This is a genomic window from Shewanella gelidimarina (assembly GCF_023283945.1).
Classification (GTDB): domain Bacteria; phylum Pseudomonadota; class Gammaproteobacteria; order Enterobacterales; family Shewanellaceae; genus Shewanella; species Shewanella gelidimarina.
Genome location: NZ_JAKIKW010000002.1, coordinates 138,222 through 154,972 on the forward strand (window position 1 = coordinate 138,222; position 16,751 = coordinate 154,972).

The window sequence follows — 16,751 nt, forward strand, 5'->3', positions numbered from 1 at the left end:
TAAGTCCTTTTTTCATTTGTAATTAATTTGTTGTAACGGCGCTGATTATATATAACAAAATACTAATAACTCAATTGTATTAGTACTTTATTGTGGTTTCTATCTCGCTTAGATGTGAATGAACGGCCGTATGTACGGATATTGCAGAGGCTTACGACTAACCTTGGCCGTAGGCCGTACCTTTATTCGCAATTAAATCTGCAAGTGTATCCTCTAATTTAAAAACAAAAAAAAGCTGCCAGTAAATACTGACAGCTTTTTTAGCGTAAATTCTTAGTGCTAGTTGTGAACTTAGCCTCTAACCGCTGAGATCAATCGCTCACAACTGAAATTAGAACGAAGTTCGCTTATAACGGCGATACTCAGCTGTCCAAAAGTTATCTTCGATTGCTTGAGTCAATAACTCATCGCTGCTCGGCAGTGCATGACCCTCTTCAACTGCCACTTTAGCGACAGCAAAAGCGATATGTTTACTGACGCTATGGATATCTTCAAGCTTCGGTAGTAAAGAGCCTTCACCATTAATTGCAAGAGGTGAGCACTCGGCTAATGCACGGCTAGACGCCATTAGCATTGCGTCACTGACGCGGGCTGCACCAGCAGCTAACACACCAAGGCCGATGCCAGGAAAGATATAACTGTTATTGCACTGGGCTATTTCATAGGTAATGTCATCAATCACAACAGGCTCAAAGGGGCTACCTGTTGCAACTAATGCTTGGCCGTTTGTCCAATGCAAAATATCTTTTGGTGTGGCCTCTACGCGGCTTGTAGGGTTCGACAGCGGGAACACAATTGGGCGTTTACAATGGCTATGCATCGCCTTGATGATCTCTTCACTGAATAATCCTGGTGAGCCAGAGACACCAATCAACACGGTTGGCCTAGCGTTACTGACGACATCGAGTAGGGATATGTTGTCGCTGAAATTATTCCAGCTCTCTACATCACTACATTGTTGCGCTAGTTTTTGTTGAAAAGGCAGTAAGTTCGGCATGTTTGACTGTAACAAACCCCAACGGTCAACCATGAATACTCGTTGGCGTGCTTGGGTCTCGCTAATGCCTTCAGATACCATTTGCGCCACAATAGCTTCGGCAATACCACAACCTGCAGAGCCCGCACCTAAGAAGGTGATTCGTTGCTTACAAAGCTGAGTGCCAGCCGCTTTACAGGCTGCGAGTAGTGAACCTACAGTAACAGCAGCAGTGCCTTGAATATCATCATTGAAGCAGCAGTATTGATCTTTGTAACGCTCAAGCAATGGCATGGCGTTCTTTTGCGCAAAATCTTCAAATTGAATCAGTGCATCTGGCCAGCGGCGGCTAACCGCTTGCATAAAGGCTTCGACAAACTCTTTGTATTCTTCGCCGCCAATGCGTTGGTTACGCCAACCCATGTACATAGGGTCTTCAAGTAGATGTGGATTATCGGTACCGACATCAAGCGTGATTGGCAAAGTATAAGCGGGGCTAATACCACCACAGCTGGTGTAGAGCGAAAGCTTACCAATCGGGATCCCCATGCCACCAATACCTTGGTCGCCAAGACCTAGAATACGTTCACCGTCGGTGACTACGATGATTTTTACTTTTTGGCGAGTCGAGTTATTTAAGATGTCGTCGATACGATCTTTGTTCGGGTAAGAGATAAACAGCCCGCGGTTACGACGATAATCTTTTGAGAAACGCTCACATGCCATACCGACAGTAGGGGTATAGATAATAGGCATCATCTCAGAAATGTGGTTTTGCACTAAACGATGATAGAGCGTTTCGTTAGTATCTTGAATGTTCCTAAGATAGATGTGTTTGTCTAAATCATTAGAAAAATTCTTATACTGATCATAGGCGCGTGATGCTTGCTCTTCGATTGTCTCAATCACATGCGGCAATAGGCCTTCAAGATTGAAAAAAATACGTTCTTCGTCGGAAAATGCGCTGCCTTTGTTAATCAAAGGTGCTTCAAGAATGGCAGGACCGGCAAAAGGAAGATAGAGCGGGCGTTTGTTATCGTCCATTAGAAACCTTTTCTCTGTTTTTGTTAGTTTAAGGAGGTGATGTTAATCACGGAAGATTAACACAAACCGTGATCTTTGTTGCGTTTTGTCTGCCGATAAGATGAATTTTTTAATCAGAGAATATTGTTCAGTAGTGGACTTTTTCAGGTACAAAAAAGCACAGCAAATGCTGTGCTTTATTCCTTAACTCAAACTAAAGCCTAAGCTTCAGTTTCAGCGGGTTTTGGACGATGCTTCAGGGATAAACCCATTAGGAAGTTTCGTAAAACCTGATCGCCGCACGCTTTATAGTGCTTGTGGCCAGGTTTTCTAAACAGTGCGCCAAGTTCCGATTTAGACATATTAAATTCGGCTAGCGTCAGAGCTTCAATAATATCGTCTTCACGCAATTCAAAAGCAACTCTTAACTTCTTAAAGATAAGGTTGTTTGTTAGCTGTGATAATGGCTCTGGTATTTCAGCACCAGGCTTTAGTCCGCGCTTATAGATCACAAATCCATCAAGGAACATACACATGGTTTTGTCGTTACAAGGCTGATAGCCCTCTTCAGACTCTTTTTTCAACATGTTGATGATTTCTTCTTGATTGATTTCGTGATTAGCTTTAGCAAAAATGCGTAGCATTTTTGCATTGCTTAAATCAAGGATGTAGCGGACTTTACGTATAATATCGTTGTTAATCATATTTGTATTTTCTTTATGCTATTTGACTGCGCGGCTGCGTAATCATCGGTGCGTATTATAGCAGAATCGTTTGGTATTTACTTTGCTGCTAGCAAAGTTGCTGTGATTGCTTCTTTTCCTGCTTGGTATAATTTGGCTACGGGTCTGTCTTCTAACGCCACCAGTTTACTGTTAATACTATTGCGGATCTTATCGTGCAGCCCAAAAGTGCGATTGATATCTTGCAGATCCCAAGAGGTATTTTCTAAAATGACCACGTTGACGTTCGACTGTGGGTAATAGAGTGCAAGGCTGACATAGCCAGGAAGGTAACCACTATGACTATATTCAGTTATGCCGTTGATATTACTGATTTGCGTGCCATAGCCATAGCCCAATGCTCCCCAACGATGTTCTCGGGTGCTATGGGAAGTCGTCATCTCTAGTAGGCTTTGTTCACTAATAAGCTGGCCTGTGAATAGCGCATATTGAAAATGACTATAGGCATCGGCTGACGCCATCATGCCACCAGCGGTGAGCAGCTGCTGATTAATCTCGACATCAGAGGCGGCATAACTTGAGGTGTCATTGCCGTCTTGCTGCTGATGCCTTGTTTCTTCTTGGCCAAGTAACAGTAGTGGGGATGTCTTTTTGATGGTTGATGTTTTGCCTAAGTGCGCACTCAGTCCGCCCAATCCTGCCAGCAGGTTGAATGCGTTGATTTGTTCTGTAATGGGTTGTTGATTGACGGTCTCAAGTAGTTGTCCAAGTAGGGCATAACCATAGTTTGAGTACTTAAACTGACTGCCAGGCTCAAACAACGGCGGCTTACCTGCTTCAACGAGCCCAGAGGTATTACTGAGTAAATGCGAGATGGTTACGCTGTCAGGGATATTGTCGGGACTCTTTTGTGATGGCTGCGTTCCCAGATAATGATTAACCGATTGATCTAACGCTAGCTTGCCATCATCAACGGCTTTAAGCACTAGCGTGGCGGTGATCTGTTTAGATAGCGAGGCGATAATAAATTCAGATTTCAGACTGACATTATCACCGGAGATATAGGTAAACAGCGGTTGGTTGTTGCGTTTCACCATAATGATCCCGTTAAACGGCCGCTCATTTTGGGTAATGATTGTGGGTAGTTGTTTGGCTATATCACTGTTGGCTATGCGGTTGGCACTGGCTTTATTCGCAGCCCATAAGCAAAGAGTGAGCAATATAACACTCAGAATTGTTTTCGTTAAAAAATGCATCGCAGGTGTAGTCCGTTATTTAGTAAGCATCCAGTAGATGAATAAAACCGCAAAACTAATAAGGTAAGTTAAGCCAAACAAAGAGAGTATTCTCATTGCGTTACCATACCTGTCTTCAACAGGAAGTGCTGTGCTGATCATCAATTTATAGTTAAGCCAAGCGAAAATAACTGTGGTCATAAACGCGAGGATCATAACAAACTCAAGCAATGGCAGTAACGCCCCTTTAAAAAATAAAATAATGGCCAGTCCACATAAGCTCATTAAACACATCACTGTGTTAAGTCTCTTTTGGCTGTATTGGCTGCCTTTTAGCAGTTGCCAACCCATATTCAAGGTTCTGCTATAGCCATCAATGACCGTAACTGTGGTACTAAAAATACATAAAAAGGCCACTAAACCAATTAAGTATCGGCTTTCATTACCCATTACCTTGCTATAAAGGTTGATTAGCTGCTTAGAGAACTGCACGCCAGAGGCTGAAAACGTTTCGCCGCTGCCATGCATCACCAAAGTGCCAAGCGCTAGAAATACAATTGCGAGCAGGGCGGTAATGATATAACCAAAGTTGAAGTCGAATAAGGCTTGCTGCTTTGTCACTTGTTGGCTTTTTTGTTTCTCCAGTAACCAGAGAGAGTTCCAAGCGCTGACTTCAATTGGTGCTGGCATCCAGCCCATCATCGCCACTAAAAAGCCGATATAAGCCCATTGCCAAGGTGAAGTCGACACAAAGCCTGGTTGCACAATCGATGGCGCATTAAATGCGAGTGCAACTGCAATTAAGGTGGTTAACGTTAGTGCCAACATGATGACCTTAGTCATCTTGTCGAGCAGCGCATAATGGCCAAAAATGAGTATGACTAAACTCGATATCAGCACCAGTAGCGCTAATAGGTCGATAGAGAGCGGGACAAACTGGGTCAACATTGCCGCGGTTAACATCGCCACCCCCGCAGTACTTGCTATGGCGGCAATGACATTAAGGCTAGTAAACAAGATTAAATAGTTGCGGCCCTGTTTTAAATAGCCATCGAGTAAGCTCTCGCCGGTGGCAGCAGTGTACCTAGCACCAGCCGCAAAGAAGGGATACTTGAGTAAGTTGACGGCTAAAATAACCCAAGCTAATTGCCAACCAAATTCGGCGCCAGCTCGGGTAGAGGCAACTAAATGAGAGGCACCAATGGCAGCGGCGGCCATTAAAATGCCAGGGCCCATGGCACCGATGACAGAACCTAGCTGAAAAGTGGACTTTGAAAGTGTAGGAATACTGCCGTTGCTCATTGTTTAGCTACTTTATTAAAAAATATAAAAAGGAGGTCGGTGAGTTAATAAATTGAAATTTAATGATTAGTTTTGTTTTTCAATGCGTTTAAGGGTATCAGAGATCTCTTGTAAAAGTGTGACCAGATGGGTGTCATTATTTTCATCTGCGGTACTGTCCATTTCAATTTGGTTTAGTGTTTCTTTCTGAGCTAACACAAGGCTTCTAAAATCGGCAGCGTCGATGATCCCTGTTAAATTTAATAGTGCACCAGAACCGGATTGACCCGCGGTTTCAATCGTTAATTTATGCAGCTTAAATACTCGCATCAATGGGCCTTGGATTAACGCCATGTCGGTAATCTTATCTAATGGGACTGTGTTTTCAGTTCGGGTGAAAATACCTTTGCGGACAATGAGTTTTCGGTCCGTTAGCTCGGTGCTCATATTGTCGATATAGCGACGAGTAAAAATATTTCCAATAGGTAGCCACAGCAGTAACAATGGAATACCGATGATGGATAGCGTCAGTACGATAGTGACTGGCGTTAACCAATACAGGCCTAAATTATTAGCAAACTCTGCTCGTTTAATGCTTTTTTCCAGACTGCTTTGCATGGTTAACCCTTATTTTCACTACGGATGATGGAGCGTAATTATGACTTGAGGCGGCTATTGTTATTGCCCTTAGGTTAACTTAAGCAAAATCGAATCTAATTTGAAGTATTTTATGATTTTAGAATAATTTGTTGGTTTCAATTTTTACTTCATCGGAGTAGTTTAAAACTTCATACATGTTAAAGCAGCAAAGGAAGCGCAAGATGATTACTTTATATGGAGTCCCACGGAGCAGGTCACTGAGAGTATCATGGACGTTAGAAGAGTTAGGACTTGAGTGGGACTACCAGTTCATTAACTTCTCAAAAGGCGACAGCCGACATCCCGATTTTTTAGCCGTTAACCCGTGCGGAAAAGTCCCCGCGCTTATCGACAATGGTAACGTTATTACAGAATCTGCCGCTATTGCTGTGTTCTTAGCTGAAAAGTATGGAAAAGGACGCTTACTGCCAAAAGCGGGCTCTGATGCCTCTGCGTTGCACCATCAATGGATAAGCTTTATCACCAATGAGCTTGAACAACCCCTATGGACTATCGGCAAACATAAGTTTGCGATACCAGAGGAACTTAGGCTTGAGGCGATGTTTACCGTGGCTAAGTGGGAGTTTGATAAAGCGGCGGCTATTGCGGAGCAGTGGTTGCCTGATACCCCGTTCTTGCTCGGTGCAGAGATTAGCGTTGCCGATATATTATTAGCACATACTTTGTCGTGGGCGACTCGTTTTGAGCAAGATATTCCGCCTAAGCTTGCGGCATATCGAGATCGTATAACCGCGCGTAAGGCGATGGCCAGTGCTCTGAAAAAAGAGGAAGCATGCGCTGTTTAAGAGTCATAAACAGTCATTAAAAAAGCATCCAAATGGATGCTTTTTTATTTTGAGTTCAATTAAGCGACTAGAACCATCTTTAATCTATCCGTCTCAGATTATCCGGCTGTTTCGTCTTAGCTTGTTCCTAGACTCTATAACCTAGCTTTTATAACTGAGCTGCAGCCCACTTAGCACGATTTTCTCTGCTCTCTTTAAGGCCGTCTTTGTCGCGGTAAGCCTTATACGATTCGAATTCAAGCGCGACGAGTACCACTTCAACTTCAAGTACCAGCTTGCACTCTTTTTTAATGCGCCATGCTGAAGTGTTGTACAACTCAGCTAAAGGTAAGCTGCCTAAAAACTCAGGATTGTATTGTGCGTATAGCGCTTGTGTTGGGTAAACCACAAAACTTAAAGTGCGCTTAGGCTCTTTAGAAAAGAGCGCTTCGATACCGTCGCACGTATTAAGAACCTGCATTTCGATAACTTCATCAATTTCTATCAGCTTCTTTTGTACTGGCATATGTGCTGGCTTTTCGCCTGCTTCCCAAGCAATAACATCAGCTTCTGAAACTTTGCCTATTGCAGCTACTTGCGCAGTTGTGAGTGCCAGAGAGTGGCGAAGATACTGCATTTCAATGGCATTGAGGCCGATATTTTTAGACATTGTGTTTCCTTAGTTAGTTTTTATGGTTAGCTACGCATCCAAACATTCTCGGCCCATTCCCAAAATGATTCCCAGCTGTCTTCATGGATTTCACCGTCTTGCCATAATTGTATTTCGCCTTCTTGGGTGATGAAAAAGAAACTATCACCCTGCTGGCAAATAGGGATATATTCACGCGGTAAACCGATAGACCAAGCGTATGCTGTAACCTCTGATAAAAAGGTGTGCGAGTGAGGATCGCTGGCAGTCACTGGCTCTAAGCTGCCAACGATAAGGTCACTGGCATCCAACAGGTACTCTTTCAACGCCAAAGGAAGTGGCATTAAAATTTCCTCTTCTACTTCAACAATTTGTTCAAAGGTTGCCAGCTCTAATGGTACCGGAACTGTCTCGCTCATCTCTTGTAGCTGCTCAATGATATCGTTCATAATTTTTTCGTGTGTTAAGGCTATTGGGCGGGAGTATAGACTTTTATCGGGGAAGTCACAAAAAGCTGTTGAGGAAAAGTATGACATTACAACATGGGGCATAGGCCTAACCTAGCCCCAACTTGATAATCTTTATGCTGCTGTGAGTAAGCTTGCTTGGTCTAAGCGCTTATACCTGAGCCAAGCTTTGTGGTAAAGCTTATGCGACTGCTGACGTAGCTGAACTATTTTTGCCGTTTCAAAGTCGCTAAGTGTGCGTTGTTGTTGCTGTGCATTAGCTTGTAGACTTTGTACTTGTTGATAAACCTCATGCTCATCACCACTTTTAATCTCTGCAATGTCAGATAGATGCAGCTGGATTTCAGCAATCATCTGTGACTCAGGCAATCTAACCAACAAGTTAAGGTCACGATAGCCAGAGTCTTTTGGCTCGGCGAAGCGGTTTTTAACTTTTATGATCTGGCTATCAGCTTTAACTAATGCAAATGCTTGCATTAAGTTTTCAATATCGTTACTCACAATACTTGCTCTAACCAGATCGGTTAGTTGGCTAGCATCATTGTTAAGTTTATTGTGGACTTTGGCTTCAGCTCTTTCGCGGCTTTTTATGCCGGCGAGAATCGACTTGGTTTGAGTTTGGCTGCTTATGTTTGCTAATAAGTTTGCCAGCTCTTGCTGTGCTGTCGGAGCCTTAGCATACAGTGCGTCAAGGTTGGCACTGGTTTGTCTGGGCAGTTGATATTGAATCGACTCAATTGCGGTTAGTCCGTCGATGTCGTTAGTAAATGCAAGTTTAGCACTGTAGCTGCCATTTTCGCCGTTGCTATCTCGCTCCATCGGCACCGTTTGTGCGAAGGCTGAGCGGGTAGAAAGTAACAGTAAGAAGATGAAAAAAGTTCGTAATATACGATTCATAGCAGTCCCTTTATGTTGGCTGTGAGCTTAACTTACCCTCTCAACACTTAAGCTATGCTGAATGACAAATTAAGCTTTGTTCATAAAGAGATATGGGGGCAAAAAATCAATAAAAAACCGCTAATGAATATTATCATCAGCGGTTTTGTTTTTGAGCTTATAAAAGGCTTTTACCTGTTGGTAATTACCAGATTTTTACGCGTTTTTCTGGCGCAATATACATCGCATCGCCAGGCTTAACATCATAGGTGCTGTAAAATTCAGGCATGTTAGATAGTGCGCCAAGTGAGCGGAACTGTGCTGGTGAATGTGGGTCAGTTGCGACACGGTTACGCATTGACTCTTCTTTGATTTTTGCACGCCAAATTTGCGTGAAACCAATAAAGAAACGCTGATCGCCGGTTAGACCGTCAATCACAGGTGCTTCTTGACCGTTAAGTGATTTCTTGTATGCACGATAAGCAATGGTTACACCCGATAGGTCGCCAATGTTTTCGCCGAGTGTCAATTCACCATTAACGTTTAGGTCATCAAATACAGCATAATCATTATATTGATTGATTAGCGCTTTACCGCGAATAGAGAACTCTTTTAAGTCTTGCTCAGTCCACCAGTCACGCATGTTGCCTTCGCCGTCAAACTTAGCACCTTGGTCGTCAAAACCATGGCCCATTTCATGACCGATAACCGCACCAATACCACCGTAGTTTACTGCATCATCAGCTTCCATATTAAAGAATGGAGGTTGTAAGATAGCGGCAGGGAATACGATTTCGTTCATCGTTGGATTGTAGTAAGCATTAACCGTTTGTGGAGTCATACCCCATTCCCATGTGCGGATTGGGCCACCTAGTTTCTCAAGATCTTTTTCATGGCTTAACTGGCTTGCGCGCAGGTTGTTACCAAATAGGTCGTCAGCTTTAATGGCTAGCTTGTCGTAGCTTTCCCAACGGTCGGGATAACCAATCTTAGGATTAAATTTAGCTAACTTATCTTTCGCGGCGACTTTAGTGTCAGCGCTCATCCACTCTAAAGACTCAATGCTATCACCGTAAGAGCCCCGTAGGTTTTCAACCAACGTTTGCATACGCGTCTTTGCTTCAGGAGCAAAATGACGCTTAACATAGACTTTACCAACGACTTCACCGAGCAGACTGTTGACTGAGGAAACGCCACGCTTCCAGCGAGGTTCTTGCTCTTCTTGGCCGTTAAGAGTTTTAGAGAAAAACTCGAAGTTTTCAGTATCAAGTGCTTCACTTAGGCTACTTGCTGCATGTGTCAGTACCTGCCACTGCATGTAGGTCTTCCAAGTATCAAGATCAGTATTTTTGATAACGTCATTTAGACCTGAGATATAGCTAGGCTGGTTGATGATGATATCAGCCTGCTTATCAGCGCCCAGTGTTGCTAGGTAACCGTCCCAATTCATGTCCGGTGCCAGTGTCGCTAAGTCTTTAACTTGGTATAAGTTGTAAGTCTTAGTGCTATCGCGTGTTTCAACCACATCCCAATGCTTTTCAGCAATTGATGTTTCAAGTGCAAGTACCGCTTCAGCACTGGCTTTAGGATTAGCCAATCCAGCCAAGGTGTACATTTTTTCGATGTGCTCTACAAACGCCTTACGGATGTTGACGAAGCGTTCATCTTGGTTAAAGTAGTAATCTTTTTCTGGCAGGCTTAGGCCGTATTGCCAGATATGCGTAGCATAACGGCTAGAGTTTTTAGCATCTACGCCGATGTAAAATGCCATTGGCGTACCGCCACCGACAACTTGGCTATGGGCAAAGTAAGTCACGAGTTCATCTTTTGACTTAATCGCGCTGACGTTATCCAGTTCGCTTTGGATTGGCTTAATGCCCAATTTATTGAGGGTTTCAGTATCCATGAATGAACGATATAGATCGGCAACTTTTTGCTCGTCACTGCCGGCTTTCAGGTTGGGTGTTGCAGCAACTTCTTCGATAATGGCTTTTACATCATCACGTGACTTTTCACGGAGATCGTAAAATGCACCAGAGCTAGTGCGGTCGCTAGGAATAGTCGTGTTCTTTATCCAAGTGCCGTTTACATAAGAGTAAAAGTCATCTTGCGGACGAACTGACTTATCGAAATTAGCAAAATCAATGCCTGATGAAAGGGCTTTTTGTACGGCTACAGCCGTTTCCGTTTTAGTTGTTTCTGGTATCTTCGGTGCTGCAGTGTCGCTATTACACGCACTTAGGCCAACGATAAGGGAAGCGCATAAGCCCCCAACGAGTACTTTTTTCATTTTTCTTCCTTTTATATACCGTCAATTTGTTATTATTTTTGCAATTAATGACAACTAAAATGCATGTTAATAAGCTGCAAGTTACATCAAGCAACACATGTTAAGGCTTTTTTGTTTGCGTGAACAAGCCTATGTTGCTAACTCAGAGCAATAATCGCTTAATGATCTGTAAGAAAAGGTTTCCTTATCGGTCATTAGTCTAGGGGCTGTTGATCTTTCGAGCTTAGTTTTTGTTCGACTCTTTCCCGTAAAGAAGAATGATTTTAGTACAAGGCTTGAGCGATGATTTAGCAATCTAAGCTAAAATCTCGTAACGCACTCTAGTCATAAAAGACTAAAAGCATTGAAACGAACCCTAAGGGCCGCGCTTCTTGGCTATTTTTACGGTGTTGTAGGCTATTTGTGGAGAATGACTAAACGACATAGCCTCCGCCTTGTTAAAATAGCCAATAAACTGCGGCAAAAACAACCGTGAAAGATCAACAGCCCCTAGCTTGAGCCCTAATTATATCGACTTTAACCACTTCGCAGGGTTTCCAGCTACCACGGTTGCTGTCGGGACATCTTTAGTGACAACAGCTCCTGCGGCAACGACTGCATCGTCGCCAATGCTCACCCCCGGTAAAATTATCGCGCCGCCACCAATCCATACCCGTTCACCAATATGAATCGATTGAGCGATTTCAAACCCTTGGCAACGCTTTGTCGGATCTAATGGATGGTTGGCGGTGTAAAGTTGTACATTAGGCCCGAGCATCGTTTGACGGCCAATGTGGATCGGAGCGTTGTCTTGTAGCGTGACGTTGGCATTAATAAAGACTTGTTCCGCAATAAAAAGGTTAATGCCGTAACTGATAAAGAAAGGTGTTCGGATCACTGTATCTGTCGCAATGTTAGGCAGTAAATCTCGGTCAATGTTACAAGAGAGATTAACTCGATGGTTAAGTGCTTGTTGCTGTTGCCAATAGTTTGATAGTTCAGGATCAAAACAATTGTATTGTTCACCCCTCACCATCTTATTAAATTGTTTGTTTTGGGCAGAAGTCAGTAATGGCGTCATCGATCAATCCTTGTTTAACTCATGGCACAATAGTCTTTCCGTTGGAGAGCTTATACCAATTCCATTAAAGAGCTCTGAATTGATCACATACTTAATGGAATAGGTATTACCAGCAAATCTTTGCCCTTTAGCCTGACTAGCCCCATAATGTCGGCCATTATGGTCATATAGCTGAGTGTTACAGTGCGTTTAGATAAATATATTTGTGAGTCAACTTCCCATTCTCGTGTTTCGGCAAAGAAAGCACTGCATCGTGGTGATGTGACTTGCAACGGTGAAGTGGTTAAAACCTCGGGTTTTAAAGTCACTGATGACCATGAAATTCGTTTAGAAGGTGTGGTCCTTAAGGTCATTGGCCCACGTTACATCATGCTTAACAAGCCGGTTGATACTATCTGTTCAACTATTGATGAAGAGTATCCGTCAGTTATCGGTTTATTAGATGTTATTCGACCTGAAGACTTGCATATTGCTGGGCGCCTTGATGCTGACACCACTGGTCTAACCTTGATTACGACGGACGGTAAATGGTCGCACAAAGTAACCTCGCCTAAAAAAGAGTGTGGCAAACGCTACTTGCTAGAAACGGCAGAGCCACTTGGCGCTGATTTGGTTGAGCAGTTTGCCACAGGGTTACAACTCAATAATGAAGATGGCCTCACTAAGCCTGCAATCCTTGAATTATTGGGCATGCATCAAGCGCGCTTAACGATTACCGAAGGTAAGTACCATCAAGTTAAACGTATGCTGGCATCGGTTGGTAATCACGTGACTAAATTACACCGTGAAAAAGTGGGCGAAATTGAACTTGATAGCACGCTTGAGCTAGGTGAATGGCGCTTTTTAACTGACGCTGAGGCCAAGTCCGTAAAGTAGCTCTTTAAGTCAGCGTGACGCTATTTGGATAAGTAATATCAGCGTAGCTAAGTGGAATAGATAGCGGATAGTCGCTGGTTAGATAAAGCACTGAACGTGGCTGCGTTCGGTGTTTTTTTGTATTTGGAGCTATCATTAACTATTCGTAACAGTTGAATAAGTTTCTTTTAGTATTGAACAAAGCGGATAAAAAAAGGCCTCAGCTGAGGGCCCAAAGACAAGGTTAGAAAATCGTAAATGCTTAACGTTAGTGCTCTTACAGATTAATGTATCTTTTACGCGCCCCTCCTAGTAAGTCCAATAGTGCTAACGCTAATAAACCTAAGCTACCACCCGAATCATTGTAGTGGGTAACCATGTTTCGGCTGGCAAAGAGCAATCGCGAAATCGATTGCTCTTTGCTTGGTATGGCTAATGAGACAAGGCTATGTCGCCACTGATGGTGGATGCGCTGAGTTTTGCGCTGCCATCACCCGACTGAAACTTAAGGTAGGTTTGTGGCGAATACTTTTCTTTGGTGACTTTATCATCGGTTAATTTATTGCTGATCTTGCCACTTGGGCCGCCGTTGATGTCGAAGGACACATTGGCTTTACTGATAAACTGAATACTCATATCGCCACTGACACTGGCTAATTTAGCCCTGTCATTGAGCGAGTTTAATGACACATCGAGATCGCCACTGACGCTCTTGATATTTAAATTATCTACGTTTGCTAAGGTGACAGTTGCGTCTCCTGACACCAGTTCAACCGACACTTGCGCAGCTTTGGTTGTCGCGGTGAGCTCACCACTGACGAGGCTGTAGGCAATCTGCCCATCACTGTCGGTATCTTTAATTTCGCCTGATACCGTTTCTAACATCACTTTACCACTCAAATCGCGGCTTAAAATATCGCCTGAAACCGTGCGGATCATTACCTTTTTACTCAGCTGAGTCGCGCGAATATCCCCACTCACAGAGCTGATGCTAATTTTACCATTGAGGGTGCTTAAGGTGTAATTGGCTGATACTCCTTCGGCTTGAAGCTTGATTTGGCTAGGCAGTGTGATGGTCAGCTCAGAGCCATCTTTATTGCTGCCGTTATATTGTCTTGGCATCTTATCTTCGATGACAACATTGCCGCCCTTAACCGTGAAAGTGAATCCTTCACTTAACTCGTCGAGTTGGCCTTTTACAGATATCTCGCTTTTATCCCAAGACTTAAAGGTGACATTGCCCCGCTGTATGCTGACGTCGACTTTCGAGTTCGGCTTAACTTGTTTTGATTCTTCAACGGCTTCAGCTGCGATGACAGATTGACTGAGTAAAAGTGCTGCTATGGTTAGGCTGGTAAGCTTTGCTGTATTCATATTAGTGCTCCCTGATGTTGTGTGACTGCTGGAAGTTGTTGTCCCTGTTGCAGTAACTCTAATTCTCTTTGTTGTGTCCAAAGCCATAGCTGCCATAGCTGTTTGTCATTGGGGCTTTTCTGTAGTGTTTCAAATATCTGCAGTGCGGCTTTTCTTAGCTGCTCAATGCCTTTCTCTAATGGCAACCCTTTCTCTGTTGCTTGCCAATTCACCTTCTGACTTTGCTGTAATAGGGCGACTTGTTGTTGATGTTGCGTTCGAATGTCATTCAAAGTGTTCAGCAGCGGCGATACCTCCACTTGAGCTGTTTCAATAGAAACCAGTTGCTGACGATCCCACATCACGGTGCTTAGCACTGCCACCAAAAACACCACGCTTGCCACCGCGACGCGGCGCCAATGATTGGGCTGAATGAACTCAGGTTTATCCAGCTGCTTTTCAATATCCGACCACAGCGAACGCTCAGGGCTCATCGTCTTAGGCGCTTTGGTAATGAGCTGCTCTAATTTATCCTCTGAATGACTCATTTTACTGACCTCTTACACAATGTATTACTGGGATAACTGCTCACTCTTAAGTTGATAAAATAAAGGTAAGCAGTTTAACAAAAAGGCTTATAGACTGACGCTTATACTTATTCCAACATCTGCGCCAGTAACTTTTGGGCTCTATGGTATTGCGCTTTACTGGTGCCTGAGGCAATCCCCATAAGTTGGCCAATCTCTTCATGCTTATAGCCTTCGAGTGCATAGAGCACAAAAACAATACGAGCTCTTTCTGGCAATTTAACTAAAATTTTATCCAGATCTTCATATTCATCTTGTACCGCGGCAATATCGGTCTCTGCTGCCACAAATCGAGACCAAAACGAACGATGTTTCTTGAGGCTATTGAGCGCTTGGTTAACCGATAAACTGTGCAACCAAGTGGTAAATTGGCTTTGGCCTTTAAATTGCGGCAATTTCTGCCACAAGGTGACAAAACAGTCTTGGGTGGCATCTTCTGCTAAGGCGACTTGGCCGGTGATGCGAAAGCACAGCGCATACACACGTTGATGGTGTTGTTGGTAAAGCTGTTTAAATGCAGCTTTGTCGCCTTTTTTTGCGCTATCGATAAGATCCGGCTCGTTGAATGAACTCTGCTGCAAGACCTTTATTTGTGCTGTCACTACATGTTCCTTATGAGCTTGCCGATATAGATAAGACAAAGCTAACCTATAAAAAGGTTTAAACGAAAATAAAATAAATTATTTTTTGCGCAATCGCCATTTTAATTAGTGAGGGGGAATATGCCTCGATGGGATGCGATTTTAGGGGGAAGGAGATAAGAAATGCTGCTAACAATGAGGCCAGTATCTGTGGCCTCACCGGATAAAAAGCTAAGTTCTAGCTTAAGTTAACTTGGCGTAGACGAGTTGAGCGCCGACAAGATCTGATAACGCAGTGCCAACAGTTTTAAATAGGGTGATCTGCTCAGCGCTTTCGCGCGCGGAGATTGTAGACTGGCTCAATTGTGCCAGTTCGCCCTTGACGTCATCTAAGCAAAATTGCCCTTCTGCAATTGGAATGAGTAGCTCTCCCGCCTCGGCAAAGACATTGATTTTTGAATCAACAAATACTGCCGATTTTTGGATGAGTGTTGTATCACACTCACGGCGATCGTGGTTGTGGTTGCCGACAAAATCGGTATGGGTGCCTGCTTGAACCCATTCGCCAGGAAACAGGGGGGTAGGTGAGCCTGTTGCACAGCTAATGATGTCTGCATTACGTACGCTGGTTTCGAGATTGTCACAATAGATAACCTCAATGTCAGGACGTTGATTGCGGATAAGCGTCATTGTCGCATGCGCTTTATCTTGATTACGTCCCCAAACGCTAATCTGGGTGATCGGCCGCACACTAGCATGAGCCAAAGCCATAAATGATGCCAAGTTACCGGTACCACATACCAGTAACTGACTCGAGTCTTCACGCGACAAATAACGGCTACCCAGTGCAGAAACAGCCGCCGTGCGCCAATACGTCACACTGGTACCATCGACCAATGCTTGTGGCTCACCGGTGACCCGATTAAAGATTAATATTTTGGAATAGAGACTGGCGAGCTTAGGATCTTTTTGTGGATTATCCGGAAAGTAAGTAAAGGCTTTAACGGCAATGGTTTTGTCGTTCCAAGAGGGTAATACCGCAAATGCATCACTGTGGCTTGCTGACTCATCCAGACTAAAAACCTGCCTTTGGGGCATACCTGCGGGACGAGAGAATGTTTCGTCGAGCGCGTCGACAAGCTCATTAAAATTTAAAGACTGGTGCACAGACTCGGCATTGATGACTAGCATAAGGGCTCCTGATAACGGTATATTTTATATCATTTGTTGTCGCAGTATGAATCAATCAACTTTATATTGCTATATGGTTAATTTAGCGCGACCAGCAACAGTACCAAAAGCGTGCAAACCCAAAAGAGTCTGATGTTTTATTGATGAGTAATGCAATGGTGAATAAGTGCAGTGAGAACGTTAAAGAGCGGGCTGAGTTTTTACTGCATGCCGTGAGTAA

At 43.7% G+C, this 16,751-nt stretch carries 16 protein-coding genes; 2 read left to right on the top strand and 14 right to left on the bottom strand.

What is annotated here, in order from left to right; translation table 11 throughout:
* Positions 1–331 precede the first annotated feature (331 nt).
* The 5 genes from L2729_RS02480 to L2729_RS02500 form a co-directional block, all read right to left on the bottom strand.
* Positions 332–2,020, bottom strand: a complete 1,689-nt coding sequence (locus L2729_RS02480; RefSeq protein ID WP_102038171.1) for an NAD-dependent malic enzyme — start codon at positions 2,018–2,020, stop codon at positions 332–334.
* 200 nt (positions 2,021–2,220) lie between these two features.
* Positions 2,221–2,703, bottom strand: a complete 483-nt coding sequence (locus L2729_RS02485) for a YehS family protein (protein WP_101092916.1) — start codon at positions 2,701–2,703, stop codon at positions 2,221–2,223.
* 77 nt (positions 2,704–2,780) lie between these two features.
* Positions 2,781–3,938, bottom strand: coding sequence for a serine hydrolase domain-containing protein (locus tag L2729_RS02490; RefSeq protein WP_248986828.1), 1,158 nt, complete (start codon positions 3,936–3,938; stop codon positions 2,781–2,783).
* A gap of 15 nt (positions 3,939–3,953) precedes the next feature.
* Positions 3,954–5,219, bottom strand: coding sequence for an Nramp family divalent metal transporter (locus L2729_RS02495; RefSeq protein WP_428848215.1), 1,266 nt, complete (start codon positions 5,217–5,219; stop codon positions 3,954–3,956).
* A 66-nt stretch (positions 5,220–5,285) separates the two neighbouring features.
* Positions 5,286–5,816, bottom strand: a complete 531-nt coding sequence (locus L2729_RS02500; RefSeq protein ID WP_248986829.1) for a PH domain-containing protein — start codon at positions 5,814–5,816, stop codon at positions 5,286–5,288.
* A 203-nt stretch (positions 5,817–6,019) separates the two neighbouring features.
* Here L2729_RS02500 and L2729_RS02505 point away from each other — a divergent pair, with 203 nt between their 5' ends.
* Entirely contained in the window at positions 6,020–6,643 is a 624-nt protein-coding gene (locus tag L2729_RS02505) for a glutathione S-transferase family protein (RefSeq protein WP_248986830.1), read from the top strand.
* A 148-nt stretch (positions 6,644–6,791) separates the two neighbouring features.
* On the opposite strand, the gene L2729_RS02510 is transcribed toward L2729_RS02505, so the two are convergent.
* From L2729_RS02510 to L2729_RS02530, 5 genes are all read right to left on the bottom strand, one after another.
* On the bottom strand, positions 6,792–7,292 hold the full coding sequence (locus tag L2729_RS02510) for a DUF4447 family protein (protein WP_248986831.1): 501 nt from the start codon (positions 7,290–7,292) through the stop codon (positions 6,792–6,794).
* 26 nt (positions 7,293–7,318) lie between these two features.
* A complete protein-coding gene (locus L2729_RS02515) occupies positions 7,319–7,720 on the bottom strand; it encodes an SMI1/KNR4 family protein (protein WP_101092905.1) in 402 nt (133 codons plus the stop codon).
* Between the two features lie 132 nt (positions 7,721–7,852).
* Positions 7,853–8,635, bottom strand: coding sequence for a RelA/SpoT domain-containing protein (locus L2729_RS02520; protein WP_248986832.1), 783 nt, complete (start codon positions 8,633–8,635; stop codon positions 7,853–7,855).
* 184 nt (positions 8,636–8,819) lie between these two features.
* A complete protein-coding gene (locus L2729_RS02525) occupies positions 8,820–10,904 on the bottom strand; it encodes a M13 family metallopeptidase (protein ID WP_248986833.1) in 2,085 nt (694 codons plus the stop codon).
* Between the two features lie 505 nt (positions 10,905–11,409).
* Positions 11,410–11,964, bottom strand: coding sequence for a sugar O-acetyltransferase (locus tag L2729_RS02530; protein WP_248986834.1), 555 nt, complete (start codon positions 11,962–11,964; stop codon positions 11,410–11,412).
* 183 nt (positions 11,965–12,147) lie between these two features.
* Here L2729_RS02530 and L2729_RS02535 point away from each other — a divergent pair, with 183 nt between their 5' ends.
* Complete coding sequence (locus L2729_RS02535) at positions 12,148–12,840, top strand: pseudouridine synthase (RefSeq protein WP_248986835.1); 693 nt, start codon at positions 12,148–12,150, stop codon at positions 12,838–12,840.
* A 411-nt stretch (positions 12,841–13,251) separates the two neighbouring features.
* Here the strand turns inward: L2729_RS02535 and L2729_RS02540 are convergent, their stop codons facing one another.
* From L2729_RS02540 to lhpI, 4 genes are all read right to left on the bottom strand, one after another.
* The gene (locus L2729_RS02540) at positions 13,252–14,193 is read right to left on the bottom strand and encodes a DUF4097 family beta strand repeat-containing protein (RefSeq protein WP_248986836.1); all 942 of its coding nucleotides are present in this window, start codon (positions 14,191–14,193) and stop codon (positions 13,252–13,254) included.
* Entirely contained in the window at positions 14,190–14,720 is a 531-nt protein-coding gene (locus L2729_RS02545) for a hypothetical protein (protein WP_248986837.1), read from the bottom strand. The genes L2729_RS02540 and L2729_RS02545 overlap by 4 nt, the downstream gene beginning before the upstream one ends.
* A 107-nt stretch (positions 14,721–14,827) precedes the next feature.
* Positions 14,828–15,361, bottom strand: coding sequence for an RNA polymerase sigma factor (locus tag L2729_RS02550; RefSeq protein WP_248986838.1), 534 nt, complete (start codon positions 15,359–15,361; stop codon positions 14,828–14,830).
* Between the two features lie 222 nt (positions 15,362–15,583).
* Positions 15,584–16,531, bottom strand: a complete 948-nt coding sequence (gene lhpI, locus L2729_RS02555) for a bifunctional Delta(1)-pyrroline-2-carboxylate/Delta(1)-piperideine-2-carboxylate reductase (RefSeq protein WP_248986839.1) — start codon at positions 16,529–16,531, stop codon at positions 15,584–15,586.
* Positions 16,532–16,751: the final 220 nt, after the last annotated feature.

Coding starts and splice junctions, on each gene's coding strand:
- L2729_RS02540 (WP_248986836.1), bottom strand. CDS start 14,193: ATGAATACAGCAAAGCTTACCAGCCTAACCATAGCAGCACTTTTACTC.
- L2729_RS02490 (WP_248986828.1), bottom strand. CDS start 3,938: ATGCATTTTTTAACGAAAACAATTCTGAGTGTTATATTGCTCACTCTT.
- L2729_RS02545 (WP_248986837.1), bottom strand. CDS start 14,720: ATGAGTCATTCAGAGGATAAATTAGAGCAGCTCATTACCAAAGCGCCT.
- L2729_RS02495 (WP_428848215.1), bottom strand. CDS start 5,219: ATGAGCAACGGCAGTATTCCTACACTTTCAAAGTCCACTTTTCAGCTA.
- L2729_RS02525 (WP_248986833.1), bottom strand. CDS start 10,904: ATGAAAAAAGTACTCGTTGGGGGCTTATGCGCTTCCCTTATCGTTGGC.
- L2729_RS02500 (WP_248986829.1), bottom strand. CDS start 5,816: ATGCAAAGCAGTCTGGAAAAAAGCATTAAACGAGCAGAGTTTGCTAAT.
- L2729_RS02480 (WP_102038171.1), bottom strand. CDS start 2,020: ATGGACGATAACAAACGCCCGCTCTATCTTCCTTTTGCCGGTCCTGCC.
- L2729_RS02510 (WP_248986831.1), bottom strand. CDS start 7,292: ATGTCTAAAAATATCGGCCTCAATGCCATTGAAATGCAGTATCTTCGC.
- L2729_RS02515 (WP_101092905.1), bottom strand. CDS start 7,720: ATGAACGATATCATTGAGCAGCTACAAGAGATGAGCGAGACAGTTCCG.
- L2729_RS02520 (WP_248986832.1), bottom strand. CDS start 8,635: ATGAATCGTATATTACGAACTTTTTTCATCTTCTTACTGTTACTTTCT.
- L2729_RS02485 (WP_101092916.1), bottom strand. CDS start 2,703: ATGATTAACAACGATATTATACGTAAAGTCCGCTACATCCTTGATTTA.
- L2729_RS02505 (WP_248986830.1), top strand. CDS start 6,020: ATGATTACTTTATATGGAGTCCCACGGAGCAGGTCACTGAGAGTATCA.
- L2729_RS02530 (WP_248986834.1), bottom strand. CDS start 11,964: ATGACGCCATTACTGACTTCTGCCCAAAACAAACAATTTAATAAGATG.
- lhpI (WP_248986839.1), bottom strand. CDS start 16,531: ATGCTAGTCATCAATGCCGAGTCTGTGCACCAGTCTTTAAATTTTAAT.